Raw genomic sequence first — 14,779 nt, forward strand, 5'->3', positions numbered from 1 at the left:
ACCGCAGGTCAGGGGTTTCGATCACTTCCCTGTCCCGGCTCCGCCCGCGTCCACGGTCTCGGTGACGGTCACCGTGACCGTGACGGTCGGCCGGCCGCCGGGCTGCGCGGAGCCGGACGGCTTGACCGGCGACGGCGTCGCCGACTTGCAGTCGCCGAGCCCGCTCACCCGGAACAGCTGTTTCTTCCCCACCACGGCGGTGAGATCCCCGCGCACGCACGCACCGTCGACCGCCCGCATGATCTTCCCGGTGACGGTGATGTCCTTCCCGTCACCGGTCTCCCCCTGACAGTCGACGGAGACCAGGTCGTCCTGACGCTCCCCGGTGCAGGTCAGCCAGCGCACGTTCACGTCCCGGCGGCCGATCTCGGCCGTGGCGGCCTGGTCCGTCGTGTACGCCACGGACATCGTGCTCACCCCGCCGCCCGGCTCGCAGGCCACCGCCGCGCCCACGACCACGGGAACGAGCCCGACAAGCCAGATCCGTCTCAACGCCCCCATGCAGGGCAGCGTGCCACCCGGGAAAAGGGTGGGGAAGACCTCATGCAGCCGTTCCACGGTGACCTCATGCGGTCGCGGTCCGCGTCGTGCTCGGCCGCGCTCAGCCGCGCAGCAGCAGCCACTCCTGAAGTTCCACCAGGTTGCCCTCCGGGTCCTTGAGGTGGGCGACGCGCATGCGGTCGGTCATCGGAGCGGGGCCGTGGAGCAGGGTCGCGCCGCGGGCGGTGAGCTGCGCGCAGTAGACGTCCAGGTCGTCGACGCGCAGCACCACCAGCGAGCGGTGGCCGGCCGTCGCGTCGCCCAGTTCGCCGAGGACCTCGGCCATCATCGCCCGGTCCTGCAGGGCGATCCCCGCCGAGCCGGTCGCGGGACTGAACTTCTCGTACGGCCCGTTCGCCGCCCCCGACTGCGGCTTGAGGCCGAGGATTTCGGCGTAGAAGCGGTAGCAGGCGGCGAAGTCGGTGACGAGCAGCCGTACTTGGGCGAGTTCCACGACGTCCCCCGTGTTCAGGACCAGCGGCCGGTGCGACCCAGCAACAGGGCGGTCGCGGCCGTGCCGGCGGTCGACGTACGCAGCACGGTACGACCGAGGCGGTACGCCTTCGCACCCGCCTCCTCGAACACCGCCAACTCCTCGGGCGAGACACCGCCTTCGGGGCCGACGACCAGCACGATCTCACCGGAGGACGGGAGTTCGGCCGTCGCGAGCGGCCCGCTGCCGTACACCCAGTCCTCGTGCAGGACGGCGCCGAAGTCGGCCCCGGCCAGAAGTGCCGCCACCTGCTTGGTCGTCGCCGCCTCGGCGACCTCGGGGAAGCGGATCCGGCGGGACTGCTTGCCGGCCTCGCGGGCGGTGGCCCGCCACTTGGCGAGCGCCTTCAGCCCACGTTCGCCCTTCCACTGGGTGATGCAGCGCGAGGCCGCCCACGGCACGATCGCGTCGACGCCGGTCTCGGTCATCGTCTCGACCGCCAGCTCACCCCGGTCGCCCTTGGGGAGGGCCTGGACGACGGTGATGCGGGGCTGCTCCTGCGGCTCCTCGTAGACCGTCGACCCCATGACGACAAGGCGGTCCTTGCCCTCGACGGTCTTGACGACACCGTCCAGATACCGGCCACGCCCGTCGGTGAGAATGACGTCCTCGCCGGGCCGCAGGCGCTTCACCGAGACGGCGTGCCGCCCCTCGGGGCCGTCCAGGACGACCTCGCCACCGCTGAAGTCCGGGATGACCAGGGGATCGAGGACGAACATCGGCGCGGTCATCGGCCGTCGCCTCCCGCCCGTCCCGCCGGGAACTCCGACAACGCTGTCCGCGCCTCGGCGAGTTCGGCCGCCAGGACCTCCACCAGCCGCCCGGCGGGCAGCTCCCGGGCCAGCCGGTGGCCCTGTCCCGCCCACAGGGCCATGCCCTGCGCGTCGCCCGCCTTGGCGGCCGCCTTACGCAGCGGCGAGGTGAGGTGGTGGACCTCCGGGTAGGCGGCGGGCGCGTACGGGCCGTGCTCGCGCAGGAAGCGGTTGACCAGCCCACGGGCCGGACGGCCGGAGAAGGCGCGGGTCAGCTCGGTGCGCACGAAGAGGGGGTTGGTCAGCGCCTGCTTGTGCACGGCGTGCGCGCCGGACTCGGCGGTGGCGAGGAACGCGGTGCCCAGCTGGGCGGCGCTCGCGCCGGCCGCGAGGACCGCGGCGATCTGGCTGCCCCGCATGAGACCGCCGGCGGCGACGATCGGCAGGTTCACGGACTCGCGGACCTGGGCGATCAGGGAGAGCAGTCCGATGCCGGAGCCGTCGTTCTCCGGGGTGTCCCGGTGGGTGCCCTGGTGGCCGCCGGCCTCCACGCCCTGCACGATCACCGCGTCCGCGCCGGCCCGCTGCACCGCGAGGGCCTCCTCGACGGTGGTCGCCGTGACGAGGGTGAAGGTTCCCGCGCGCCGCAGGGACTCCAGTACCTCGGGGCCGGGCACGCCGAAGTGGAACGACACCACCGGCACCGGGTTGTCCAGCAGCACGGCGAGCTTGGCGTCGTAGCCGTCGTCGCGGCCGCTGTCGGGGTCGCCGAGCTCCGTCTCGTACCAGGCGGCCTCGCCGGCCAGCTGGTGGGCGTAGACCTCGACGGCGCCAGAAGGGGGCGCGGCGTTAGCCGCTCCAGTGGAGCCGGTGCTTGCACCGGGGTATTCCGGCTGCGGCATGAAGAGGTTCACGCCGAACGGGCGGGCGGTGAGACTCCGCAGCTGCTTGATCTCCTGGTACACGCCGTCGGCCGTCTTGTACCCGGCGGCCAGGAATCCGAGCCCGCCGGCCTCGGCCACGGCGGCGGCGAGCTTCGGGACGGAGACGCCGCCCGCCATGGGGGCCTGCACGATCGGGTGCGGGAGGAGATCGGTCAGTGCGGAGGACATGACGGCATGTTGTCACGTCCTTTGAACAAGTCCGAATCCGACCGCCGGTTGGCATAGGCCTCTGGCAGACATGCAGGAAGGGCACCCTTGCGGGGTGCCCTTCCGGGACAGCTCAGCGTGTGCGCGGGCCGCCTCAGCGCCCGTTGAACGCGTCCTTCAGCCGCGAGAACAGACCCTGCTGACCGGGCTGGAACTGCCCCGTGGGCCGCTCCTCGCCGCGCAGCTTGGCCAGCTCGCGCAGCAGCCGCTCCTGCTCGGGATCCAGCTTCGTCGGCGTCTGCACCTCGACGTGCACGATCAGGTCGCCGCGCCCGCCGCCCCGCAGATGCGTGACGCCCCGGCCGTGCAGCGGGATCGACTGCCCGGACTGGGTGCCGGGCCGGATGTCGACCTCCTCCAGCCCGTCCAGCGTCTCCAGCGGCACCTTCGTGCCGAGGGAGGCCGCCGTCATCGGAAGCGTCACCGTGCAGTGCAGGTCGTCGCCGCGCCGCTGGAACATGTTGTGCGGCAGCTCGTGGATCTCGACGTACAGGTCACCGGCGGGACCGCCGCCGGGGCCGACCTCGCCCTCGCCCGCGAGCTGGATCCGGGTGCCGTTGTCGACACCGGCGGGGATCTTGACCGTGAGGGTGCGACGGGACCGTACCCGGCCGTCGCCCGCGCACTCCGGGCAGGGGGTCGGGACCACCGTGCCGAAGCCCTGGCACTGCGGACAGGGCCGGGACGTCATGACCTGGCCCAGGAAGGACCGCGTCACCTGCGACACCTCACCGCGGCCGCGGCACATGTCACACGTCTGGGCGGTGGTCCCCGGCGCCGCGCCCTCACCGCTGCAGGTGGCGCAGACGATCGCCGTGTCGACCTGGATGTCCTTCGTCGTGCCGAAGGCCGCCTCTTCCAGGTCCACCTCCAGCCGGATCATCGCGTCCTGACCGCGCCGCGTCCGCGACCTCGGGCCCCGCTGGGACGCCGTGCCGAAGAACGCGTCCATGATGTCGGAGAAGTTCCCGAAGCCACCGGCCCCGAAGCCGCCTGCGCCACCGCCGCCCGACTGGGACAGCGGGTCGCCGCCGAGGTCGTAGACCTGCTTCTTCTGCGGGTCCGACAACACCTCGTAGGCGGCGTTGATCTCCTTGAACCGCTCCTGGGTCTTCGGATCCGGGTTGACGTCCGGGTGCAGCTCGCGCGCGAGCCGCCGGAAGGCCTTCTTGATCTCTTCCTGCGACGCATCGCGGCGCACGCCGAGGACGGCGTAGTAGTCCGTGGCCACTTACGACTCCGCCAGGATCTGTCCGACGTACCGTGCCACCGCTCGTACCGCTCCCATCGTTCCCGGGTAATCCATGCGGGTCGGTCCGACCACGCCGAGTTTGGCGACTGCCTCGCCGCCCGAACCGTAGCCGACCGACACCACCGAAGTGGAGTTGAGTCCCTCATAGGCGTTCTCGTGACCGATGCGTACGGTCATGCCCGAATCCCCCGCCTCGCCAAGGAGTTTGAGGAGCACGACCTGCTCCTCCAGGGCCTCCAGGACGGGCCGGATGGTGAGGGGAAAGTCATGTCCGAAGCGGGTGAGATTGGCGGTGCCGCCGATCATCAGCCGCTCCTCGTTCTCCTCGACGAGCGTCTCCAGCAGGGTGGAGAGCACCGTCGTGACCGTACCGCGGTCATCGGCCTCGAAGGCGTCCGGCAGGTCCTCCACCAGACGCGGCACGTCGCTGAAGCGACGGCCCGCGACCTTGCTGTTGAGCCGCGCGCGTAGATCCGCCAGCGAAGTCTCCCCGAAGGGCGCCGGGCAGTCCACCAGCCGCTGCTCGACCCGCCCGGTGTCCGTGATCAGCACGAGCATCAGGCGCGCGGGCGCGAGCGAGAGAAGCTCCACGTGCCGCACGGTCGAACGGGTCAGCGACGGGTACTGCACGACGGCGACCTGCCGGGTGAGCTGCGCCAGCAGCCGCACGGTCCGCGCCACGACGTCGTCGAGATCGACGGCGCCGTCGAGGAAGTTCTGGATGGCCCGCCGCTCAGGACCGGTCATCGGCTTGACGCCGGCCAGCTTGTCGACGAACAGGCGGTAGCCCTTGTCCGTGGGGATACGCCCCGCACTGGTGTGCGGCTGGGCGATGTACCCCTCGTCCTCCAGGGCGGCCATGTCGTTGCGGACCGTCGCCGGGGACACGCCGAGGCTGTGCCGCTCGGTGAGCGCCTTCGACCCCACGGGCTCCTCGGTGCCGACATAGTCCTGGACGATGGCGCGCAGCACCTGGAGCCTGCGTTCACTCAGCATTCCGCGCACACCTCCAGCAGTCGTCCCCCAGTCCCCTGGGCGCCTTGCCTGGCACTCTTCACATCCGAGTGCCAGCGTTCCCCGGCCCAGTGTACGGCTGTGGGGTACACCGAGGGCAAGGTCGGCCCCGGTGCAGCGTCGTAGGGCTAGCGTCGCGGTATGACGGTGACTTGGGAAGAGCTCGGGTGGGAGCGGGTCGCGGCCGGGGTCGGGCGGCGCCGGCTGCCGGGCTGGGACTGCACGGCGGGGCTGGTCGTGGGGGCGGGCGCGGCGCTGATGATCGACGCGGGATCCAGTCTCGCGGAGGGCGTGCGGCTGCGGGCGCAGGCCGAGGAGCTCACCGGCGGACGTGTGACTCATCTCGCGCTCACCCACCCCCACTTCGACCATGCCTTCGGCGCGGCGGCGTTCGCGGGCGCGGAGGTCTTCGGGGCGGTGGGCGTGGACACCGTGCCGGGTGAGGAGCTACGGGCGGACGCGGTGCGCAACGGCCTGGACGAGTCGGCTGCCGCGGAGGCCGCGGACGCGCTCGTCCGGCCCCGGCACCTCGTCTCCGGCGAGTGGACGCTCGACCTGGGCGGCGGCCGGCAGGTGCTGCTGGCGAACGTCGGCCCCGGCCACACCGCGCACGACCTGGCGGTCCTCGTCCCCGGCGAACCCGAGGTCGTCTTCTGCGGTGACCTGGTCGAGGAGTCCGGCGAGCCGCAGGCCGGCCCGGACGCCGTCCCCTCCCGCTGGCCCGACGCCCTCGATCGGCTGCTGCGGCTGGGCGGCGAGGACGCGCTGTACGTGCCCGGCCACGGGGCGGTGGTGGACGCGGCGTACGTGAGGGCGCAGCGCGACGTGCTGGCCGCCCGTTTCGGCGTGTCGCCGTAAACCCGTCTCACGGCTTCTCCTATCGTCATCCGAATGCGCCAGTACTCCGCCGACCTGACCCCTCCCTGGAAGAAGCCGAAGCCCGTCCCCGAGGTCGCGGCGGAGCCCGGCCTGGTGGTGGAGGAGCCCGGCACCGGGTTCTGCGGCGCGGTGATCCGCTGCGAGGCGGGCACGGTCACCCTGGAGGACCGCTTCGGCAAGCACCGGGTGTTCCCGCTGGAGCCGCGCGGCTTCCTGCTGGAGGGCCGGGTGGTGACCCTCGTGAGACCGCCGTCCGCGGGGCCCGTGCGTCCCACCCGTACCGCCTCCGGTTCGGTCGCGGTCCCGGGCGCACGCGCGCGGGTCGCCCGCGCCGGGCGCATCTACGTCGAGGGCCGGCACGACGCCGAGCTGGTCGAGAAGGTGTGGGGCGACGACCTGCGCGTCGAGGGCGTGGTCGTGGAGTACCTGGAGGGCGTGGACGACCTGCCGTCGATCGTCGCCGAGTTCGCCCCGGGCCCGGACGCCAGGCTGGGCGTCCTCGTGGACCACCTCGTCCCCGGCACGAAGGAGTGGCGCATCGCCCGGTCGGTCACGAGCGAGCACGCTTTGGTCGTCGGCCACCCGTACATCGACATCTGGGAGGCGGTGAAGCCGGCGTCGCTGGGTATCCCGGGGTGGCCGCGCGTCCCGCACGGTCAGGACTGGAAGACGGGCGTGTGCCGGGCCCTGGGCTGGCCGTCGGACAACACCGGAGCGGTGTGGCAGGCCATCCTGAAACAGGTGGACTCGTACAAGGACCTGGAGCCGGAGCTCCTCGGCCGGGTCGAGGAACTGATCGACTTCGTGACCGCCGCCGGCCCGTCTGGGGGTCCCCCCTCTGGGGGAGCTTGAGGACGAGGCCGTCCAGGCCGAAAAGCGGGGGTCCGGGGGCGGCAGCCCCCAGGGTCGGAACGGGAAGGGGCGGCGGGGGGAAGAGGCGGCGGGGGGAAGAGGCGGCGGGGGCGAAACCCTCAGTCCACCAGGTCCCGGACCACCGCGTCCGCCAGCAACCGGCCCCGCAGGGTCAGCACCGCCCGCCCCTCGTCGTACGGCCCCCGCTGCAGCAGTCCTTCCGAGAGCGCCCGGCCTGCGGCCGCGAGCCCCGCCTCCCGCAGCAGCGCCAGCGGAACCCCCTCGCGCAGCCGCAGCTCCAGCAGGATCCGCTCCACGCGCCGGTCCTCGTCCGACAGGAGCTCACGTCCGGCGCCCGGCGAGCGCCCGCCCGCGAGGGCAGCCGCGTAGGCCCCCGGATGCTTCACGTTCCACCAGCGCACCCCGCCGACGTGCGAGTGCGCCCCCGGCCCCGCGCCCCACCAGTCGGCGCCCCGCCAGTACAGCTCGTTGTGCAGACAGCGGCCCGCCTCGGAGGCAGCCCAGTTGGAGACCTCGTACCAGTCGTAGCCCGCGGCCGACATCACCTCGTCCGCGATCAGATAGCGGTCGGCGTGCACGTCGTCGTCGGTCATCGGGACCTCGCCCCGGCGGATCCGGCGGGCGAGCTGCGTGCCCTCCTCGACGATCAGCGCGTACGCCGAGACGTGGTCGGGGCCCGCGCCCAGCGCCGCGTCCAGCGAGGCCCGCCAGTCGTCGTCCGACTCGCCCGGGGTGCCGTAGATCAGGTCCAGGTTGACGTGGTCGAAGCCCGCCGCCCGCGCCTCCGCCACGCATGCCTCGGGGCGGCCGGGGGTGTGGGTCCGGTCCAGCACGCGCAGCACATGCTGCTTCGCGCTCTGCATGCCGAAGGAGATCCGGTTGAAGCCGCCCTCGCGGAGGGCAGCCAGATAGGCGGGGTCGACGGACTCCGGGTTCGCCTCCGTCGTCACCTCCGCGTCCGCCGCGAGACCGAACTCGTCGCGGATCGCGCCCAGCATCCGTACGAGGTCGGACGCGGCCAGCAGCGTCGGAGTGCCGCCGCCGACGAAGACCGTGCGGACCTCGCGCGGGTCGTCGCCGAGGACCTTGCGGGCGAGGCGGACCTCGTCGATCAGGGTGTCGGCGTAGTTGTCGCGGGAGGCGAGAACACCGCCCGTGCCGCGCAGCTCGGTGGCGGTGTAGGTGTTGAAGTCGCAGTAGCCGCAGCGGGTCGCGCAGTAGGGGACGTGCAGATAGAACCCGAGGGGGCGGTCGGCGGCGTCGGCGAGCGCGTGCGCCGGGAGCGCGCCGTCGTCGGGGACCGGCTCGCCGTCGGGAAGTGCGGAAGGCATGCGCCCATTGTCCCGCACGCCCGCACCGGCCCCGGGCGCCCTGCGACGCACGACGCTCGAAAGCGCCGTCTCCCTGCTCCGCCGGCCCGGTCGACACGGCCTACTCGGCCTACTCGGCCTACTCGGCCTACTCGGCCTACTCGGCCTACTCGGCCTACTCGGCCTACTCGGCCTGGAGTACCAGCAGCGCCAGGTCGTCCTCCGGGGGCAGCTCGCCGAACTCGTGCACCAGGTGCCGGATCCGTTCCGCGATCAGTTGCGCGTCCAGCCCTGCGCAGCCCGCCAGCGCGACGGCCAGACCGTCCTCGTCGTCGAACTGGCGGGAGCCCGAGCGCCGCTCCGTCACCCCGTCGGTGACGCACAGCAGGCTGTCCCCGGGCCTCAGCTCCAGGCTGTCGCTGGTGTACATGACGTCCTCGATGACCCCGAGCAGCGTCTGCGGGTGCGCGGCCGTGGCGACCGAGCCGTCCGGGCCCAGCAGCAGCGGCAGCGGGTGACCGGCGGAGGCGAGGGTGCAGCGGACGCCGCCCTCGAAGGGGGCCAGTTCGCCGTAGAGGAGGGAGAGAAAGCGGGTCTGCGGACCGTCGCCCGGTCCGGCGGGGCCGACGAATGCGCGGGCGGCGGCGTCGGCGGCCTCCGTCGCGTCGTCGAGGAGGAGTTGGTTGAGGCGGTCCAGGACGTCTGCGACGCCGTACCCCTCGCGGGCCAGCAGCCGCAGCCAGGGCCGGGCCAGGCCGATGACGACGGCCGCCTCCGGGCCCTTGCCCTGGACGTCGCCGATCGCGAAGCACCAGCGGCCGTCGCCCGCCGGGAACAGGTCGTAGAAGTCGCCGCTCGGGCCGCCCTGTTCACGCGGCTCGTAGACGAGGGCGCTGTGCACCCCGGGGATCTGCGCGACCGCGCCGGGCAGCAGCCCGCGCTGCAGGACGGCGCTGATGGTGACCTGGCGGGCGTACTGGCGGGCCGCGCCGATGGCGAGCGCCACCCGACGGCCCAGGTCCTCGACGAGCCCGGTGACCTCGTCGGGGAAGACGAGCAGCCCGGCCCGCCCGATGACCAGGGTGCCCAGCGGACGGCCGCCCGCGATCAGCCGGTACGCGAGGGCCGCGCCCGGCCCGCCGAGCGCCGCGCCGGGCCAGGGAAACGGCTCGGGCCCGGAGCTCGGACCGCCGTCGGGCGGACACGGCGGACACGGCGGGTCCTTCTCCAGGGCCCGGCGCAGCTCCTCGATGAGGTTCTCGCTGCCGTGCCAGACCCGGGCCAGCCGCGGCCCCGGCCCGCCGGTCCACTCGCCGCGCCCGCTGACCTCGTCCTCCAGCCACACCGCGCACCAGTCGGCGAGCCGCGGCACGAGCAACTGCCCGGTCAGCGCGGCCACCAGGTCCTCGTCGAGCTGTCCGGCGAGCAGGTCGGAGGCCTCGGCGAGGAAGGAGAGCGCGCCCCGGTTGAGCCACTCCCGGTCCCGGCGGCCGACCGGCTGCCGCGGCTCGGGGGCGAGGGCTGCGAGGAGACCCGGGGCGGGGCCGAGGAAGTCGTCCGCGCCCTCGCAGCGCTCCGAGTGCTCCCACTGCTCCGAGTGCTCCGAGTGGTGCTTGGGGTCGTGCTCGTGGTCGTGCTCGTGGTCGAAGGGGTGGCCGCCGAGGGCTTCGAGTTCGATGTCGTAGGGCGCGGCGCTCGGAAGAAGGCGGGCCCAGACCGTCTTCGTCCCCCTGCGGTACGTCACCCCCCAGGCGTCGGCGAGCCCGGCGACGATGCGCAGCCCGCGGCCGTACTCCGGTGTCTCGTACGGCGGTTCGGGGGCGCCGTCGTCGCGCGGGGCGCGGGAGGGGTGGTGGTCGGAGACCTCGACGACGACCGCGAGCCGACCGCCGGGGTGTCCGGGCTCCTCCTCCTCCAGCCGGCACCCCAGCTCGACGTCGGTTCCGGCGTGCACGACGGCGTTGGTGACGAGCTCGCTGACGACGAGCGTGGCGTCCTGCACGAGACGCTCGCCGAGTTCCTCGCCGCCCGGCAGGCCGAGGCCGGCCCACTCCGTCAGCGCGGCGCGGACCAGGTCGCGGGCGGCGCCGGGCGCGAGGGGACTGCCGGCCAGGTTCGCGTGGGTGTACGGGAGCCGGCCCGGATGCGCGGGCGCGCCGCCGGCCCGGGAGGCTGTCTCCCGTTGCGTCGGAATGGCCCCCATGCGCAGCTCCCCGGACGGTTCGGATGCCCACAGGGTGACAGACCGATCTCGGCCATGAGCGCTGGGTTACCGAACTCGGCCGTCCTGGGCGAGAACCGTGCTACGCGTGCGTACACATGTGTACGCATGTGCTCGAAGAGGGGCGGTTGAGGGGCGGAATCCGAGCATGCGCACTCCACCCCCCGCTCCCGCGCGCCCGCGCTACGCCTCGCGCGCTCCGGCGTACATCTCGTCGATGAGGTGCTTGTACTCGCGCTCCACGACGGGCCGCTTCAGCTTCAGGCTCGGCGTGATCTCGCCGTGCTCGACGTCGAGGTCCCGGGGCAGCAGCCGGAACTTCTTGATGGTCTGCCAGCGCTGGAGGCCCTCGTTGAGCTGCTTGACGTAGCCGTCGACCAGCTCGACCGTCGCGGGCGCGGCGACGACGTCCGCGTACGACTTTCCGGCCAGCCCGTTCTCCTTCGCCCAGTCGAGGATCGACGGCTCGTCGAGCGCGATGAGCGCCGTGCAGAAGTTCCGGTCGGCGCCGTGCACGAGGATGTTGGAGACGTACGGGCACACCGCCTTGAACTGTCCCTCGACCTCGGCGGGCGCGATGTACTTGCCGCCGGACGTCTTGATGAGGTCCTTCTTGCGGTCGGTGATGCGCAGGTAGCCGTCGGGCGAGAGCTCGCCGATGTCGCCGGTGTGGAACCAGCCGTCGGCCTCCAGGACCTCCACGGTCTTCTCGGGCAGCCCGTGGTAGCCCTCCATGATGCCGGGGCCGCGCAGCAGGATCTCGCCGTCGTCGGCGATGCGCACCTCGGTGCCGGGCAGCGGCTTGCCTACCGTGCCGGTGCGGTAGGCCTCGCCCGGGTTGACGAAGGAGGCGGCGGAGGACTCCGTCAGGCCGTAGCCCTCCAGGATGTGGATGCCGGCGCCCGAGAAGAAGTAGCCGATCTCCGGGGAGAGGGCCGCCGACCCGGAGACGCACGCGCGCAGCTTTCCGCCGAAGGCCTCGCGGATCTTGGCGTAGACGAGCGCGTCGGCGACCTTGTGCTTCGCGCCCAGCCCGAAGGGGACGGAGGCTGTGCCGGTGCGCCGGAAGTTGTCCTGCGCCTCCTTGGCGTACTCCCGGGCGACCTCGGCGGCCCACTGGAAGATCTTGTACTTGGCCCCGCCGCCCGCACGGGCCTTGGCGGCGACCCCGTTGTAGACCTTCTCGAAGATGCGCGGGACGGCGGCCATGTACGTCGGCTGGACGACCGGCAGGTTCTCGATGATCTTGTCGACGCGGCCGTCGACGGCGGTGACGTGACCGACCTCGATCTGGCCGGAGGTGAGGACCTTGCCGAAGACGTGCGCGAGCGGCAGCCACAGGTACTGCACGTCCTCGCCGCTGATCAGCCCGGTCGCGGCGATCGCCTTCGCCATGTACGACCAGTTGTCGTGCGGAAGGCGGACGCCCTTGGGGCGGCCTGTGGTGCCGGAGGTGTAGATGAGGGTGGCGAGCTGGTCCCGGGTGATCGCGCCGACCCGCTCCTTGATCAGCTCGGCCTCCTCCTCCAGCCGGGCCGCGCCGCGCTTCTCCAGCTCGTCGAGGGTGAGGATCCAGTCCTCGGCGGTCTCGACGCCCGCCGGGTCGATCACGACCACATGGGTGAGGGCGGGCAGCTCGGCGCGCTTCTCGACGGCCTTGGCGAGCTGGGCGGCGTCCTCGGCGATGAGGACCTTGCTCTCGGAGTCCGAGAGGATGAACGCCGACTCGTCCGCGTTGGTCTGCGGATAGACGGTGGTCGTGGCGGCCCCGGCGCACATGATGCCGAGGTCGGCGAGGATCCACTCCAGCCGGGTGGAGGAGGCGAGCGCGATGCGCTGCTCCGGCTGTACGCCCAGTTCGATGAGGCCGGCCGCGATCGCGTAGACCCGCTCGGCGGCCTGCGCCCAGCTCAGCGACTCCCAGTCGTCGGGGCCCTCGCCGGACGCGGCCGGCACCGGGTACCGGTACGCCTCCGCGTCGGGCGTGGCCGCAACGCGCTCCAGGAAGAGGCCCGCGACGGACGGCGGACGGTTCTCGATCAGGGTCTGTGTGTCGCTCACGACATCCTCCGGGGCCCGCGGCGATGCGGCTGGCTTGGTTAAACGGCTGGCTTGTTTAACTCGCGAGTAACTATCGGGCAGGGACAGAGTAGAGGCCGACCGGCCCGGACGTAAGGGGCCACAGAGGGTGACTTTCCGCTGGACAAGGACACGGGGCCCGTCACACTTTCGCGTGACGGGCCCCGGAAATCGGCGTCCCTGGCGGCTATTTCTTGCCCTTGCCCGAGCTCGCGTTGTCGTCGCTGCTCAGGACGGCGATGAAGGCCTCCTGCGGAACCTCCACGGAACCCACCATCTTCATCCGCTTCTTGCCTTCCTTCTGCTTCTCCAGCAGCTTCCGCTTCCGGGAGATGTCACCGCCGTAGCACTTGGCGAGGACGTCCTTGCGGATGGCGCGGATGGTCTCGCGGGCGATGACCCGGGAGCCGATGGCCGCCTGGATGGGCACCTCGAAGGCCTGCCGCGGGATGAGCTCGCGCAGCTTGGCGACGAGCCGCACCCCGTAGGCGTACGCGGCGTCCTTGTGGGTGATCGCGGAGAACGCGTCCACCTTGTCGCCGTGCAACAGGATGTCGACCTTGACCAGGCTGGACGTCTGCTCGCCGGTGGGCTCGTAGTCGAGCGAGGCATAGCCGCGGGTCTTGGACTTCAGCTGGTCGAAGAAGTCGAAGACGATCTCCGCGAGGGGCAGCGTGTAGCGGATCTCCACGCGGTCCTCGGAGAGGTAGTCCATGCCGAGCAGGGTGCCGCGCCGGGTCTGGCACAGCTCCATGATCGAGCCGATGAACTCCGAGGGCGCGAGGATCGTGGCGCGCACGACCGGCTCGTACACCTCAGAGATCTTCCCCTCGGGGAACTCGCTCGGGTTGGTGACGACGTGCTCGCTGGCGTCCTCCATGAGGACGCGGTAGACCACGTTCGGCGCGGTGGCGATGAGGTCGAGGCCGAACTCGCGCTCCAGCCGCTCACGGATCACGTCGAGGTGCAGCAGGCCCAGGAAGCCGACGCGGAAACCGAAGCCGAGGGCTGCGGAGGTCTCCGGCTCGTAGACCAGCGCGGCATCGTTGAGCTGCAGCTTGTCGAGGGCCTCGCGCAGCTCGGGGTAGTCGGAGCCGTCCAGCGGATACAGACCGGAGAAGACCATCGGCTTCGGGTCCTTGTACCCGCCGAGGGCCTCGGTCGCGCCCTTCGCCTGGCTGGTGACGGTGTCACCGACCTTCGACTGGCGGACGTCCTTCACGCCGGTGATCAGATAGCCCACCTCGCCGACGCCGAGGCCGTCGGCCGAGAGCATCTCGGGCGAGTTGGTGCCGATCTCCAGCAGCTCGTGGGTCGCGCCGGTCGACATCATCCTGATGCGCTCGCGCTTGTTGAGCTGCCCGTCGATGACACGGACGTACGTCACGACACCGCGGTAGGAGTCATAGACCGAGTCGAAGATCATCGCGCGGGCGGGGGCGTCGGCGACACCGACCGGTGCCGGGATCTCCTTGACGACCTTGTCGAGCAGCGCGTCGACGCCGAGACCCGTCTTGGCGGACACCCGCAGCACGTCGTCCGGGTCGCAGCCGACGAGGTTCGCGAGCTCCTCGGCGAACTTCTCGGGCTGCGCGGCCGGCAGGTCGATCTTGTTCAGCACAGGGATGATCGTGAGGTCGTTCTCCATCGCCAGGTAGAGGTTGGCGAGGGTCTGGGCCTCGATGCCCTGGGCGGCGTCGACGAGGAGGACGGTCCCCTCGCAGGCCGCGAGCGACCGCGAGACCTCGTACGTGAAGTCGACGTGCCCCGGGGTGTCGATCATGTTGAGGATGTGCGTGTTGCCGGGCTCGTGGGTCGGAGCCCAGGGCAGACGCACCGCCTGGGACTTGATCGTGATGCCGCGCTCGCGCTCGATGTCCATCCGGTCGAGGTACTGAGCACGCATCTGCCGCTGCTCGACCACGCCGGTCAGCTGGAGCATCCGGTCGGCGAGCGTGGACTTGCCGTGGTCGATGTGCGCGATGATGCAGAAATTGCGGATCAGAGCCGGGTCGGTACGGCTCGGCTCGGGCACATTCTTAGGGGTCGCGGGCACGCAGGGTCCTGATTCTTGAGATATCCGCAGGGTCAGCGGCTCGGGTCGGATCGATACGTAGGCTCCATGGTCCCACGGGCGGCGACCGGGGACCGGTTTGGGCCACTCCCGGGGCCGCTGGTAGCCTGGGCAGCTGTGTCTCATGCCCTCTCAGCGCGG

12 protein-coding genes are annotated in these 14,779 nt (G+C 71.7%); 2 read left to right on the plus strand and 10 right to left on the minus strand.

Features of this window, described 5'->3' with window-relative positions:
- Positions 1–21 precede the first annotated feature (21 nt).
- The 6 genes from ACIBAF_RS03710 to hrcA form a co-directional block, all read right to left on the minus strand.
- The gene (locus tag ACIBAF_RS03710; protein ID WP_399461472.1) at positions 22–501 is read right to left on the minus strand and encodes a hypothetical protein; all 480 of its coding nucleotides are present in this window, start codon (positions 499–501) and stop codon (positions 22–24) included.
- Between the two features lie 100 nt (positions 502–601).
- Positions 602–994: a VOC family protein gene (locus ACIBAF_RS03715; protein ID WP_399461473.1), complete on the minus strand. Its 393-nt coding sequence runs from the start codon at positions 992–994 to the stop codon at positions 602–604.
- A 14-nt stretch (positions 995–1,008) separates the two neighbouring features.
- On the minus strand, positions 1,009–1,764 hold the full coding sequence (locus ACIBAF_RS03720) for a 16S rRNA (uracil(1498)-N(3))-methyltransferase (protein WP_399461474.1): 756 nt from the start codon (positions 1,762–1,764) through the stop codon (positions 1,009–1,011).
- Positions 1,761–2,897 carry a nitronate monooxygenase gene (locus ACIBAF_RS03725; RefSeq protein WP_399461475.1) on the minus strand — a complete coding sequence of 379 codons (1,137 nt, stop codon included), beginning with the start codon at positions 2,895–2,897 and terminating at the stop codon, positions 1,761–1,763. Before ACIBAF_RS03725 ends, ACIBAF_RS03720 begins: the two co-directional genes overlap by 4 nt.
- A 133-nt stretch (positions 2,898–3,030) precedes the next feature.
- A complete protein-coding gene (dnaJ, locus tag ACIBAF_RS03730; RefSeq protein WP_334579929.1) occupies positions 3,031–4,167 on the minus strand; it encodes a molecular chaperone DnaJ in 1,137 nt (378 codons plus the stop codon).
- Positions 4,168–5,184, minus strand: a complete 1,017-nt coding sequence (gene hrcA, locus ACIBAF_RS03735; RefSeq protein ID WP_319336734.1) for a heat-inducible transcriptional repressor HrcA — start codon at positions 5,182–5,184, stop codon at positions 4,168–4,170.
- 159 nt (positions 5,185–5,343) lie between these two features.
- Between hrcA and ACIBAF_RS03740 the strand changes: the two genes are divergently transcribed.
- Both ACIBAF_RS03740 and ACIBAF_RS03745 read left to right on the plus strand, forming a co-directional pair.
- Positions 5,344–6,060: an MBL fold metallo-hydrolase gene (locus ACIBAF_RS03740; protein ID WP_399461476.1), complete on the plus strand. Its 717-nt coding sequence runs from the start codon at positions 5,344–5,346 to the stop codon at positions 6,058–6,060.
- A 33-nt stretch (positions 6,061–6,093) separates the two neighbouring features.
- Positions 6,094–6,933, plus strand: coding sequence for a DUF3097 domain-containing protein (locus ACIBAF_RS03745; protein ID WP_399461477.1), 840 nt, complete (start codon positions 6,094–6,096; stop codon positions 6,931–6,933).
- Between the two features lie 119 nt (positions 6,934–7,052).
- Here the strand turns inward: ACIBAF_RS03745 and hemW are convergent, their stop codons facing one another.
- The 4 genes from hemW to lepA all read right to left on the minus strand — a co-directional run bounded on the left by hemW (position 7,053) and on the right by lepA (position 14,620).
- Positions 7,053–8,285: a radical SAM family heme chaperone HemW gene (hemW, locus tag ACIBAF_RS03750; protein ID WP_399461478.1), complete on the minus strand. Its 1,233-nt coding sequence runs from the start codon at positions 8,283–8,285 to the stop codon at positions 7,053–7,055.
- A gap of 163 nt (positions 8,286–8,448) precedes the next feature.
- Positions 8,449–10,467: a SpoIIE family protein phosphatase gene (locus ACIBAF_RS03755; protein WP_399461479.1), complete on the minus strand. Its 2,019-nt coding sequence runs from the start codon at positions 10,465–10,467 to the stop codon at positions 8,449–8,451.
- 201 nt (positions 10,468–10,668) lie between these two features.
- Positions 10,669–12,546 (minus strand): AMP-dependent synthetase/ligase, encoded by a 1,878-nt coding sequence (locus tag ACIBAF_RS03760; RefSeq protein WP_399461480.1) that lies wholly within the window; start codon positions 12,544–12,546, stop codon positions 10,669–10,671.
- A 205-nt stretch (positions 12,547–12,751) separates the two neighbouring features.
- Positions 12,752–14,620, minus strand: a complete 1,869-nt coding sequence (lepA, locus tag ACIBAF_RS03765; protein WP_399461481.1) for a translation elongation factor 4 — start codon at positions 14,618–14,620, stop codon at positions 12,752–12,754.
- Between the last annotated feature and the right edge of the window lie 159 nt (positions 14,621–14,779).

The sequence above is a fragment of the Streptomyces sp. NPDC051677 genome, assembly GCF_044453465.1.
Taxonomy (GTDB): domain Bacteria; phylum Actinomycetota; class Actinomycetes; order Streptomycetales; family Streptomycetaceae; genus Streptomyces.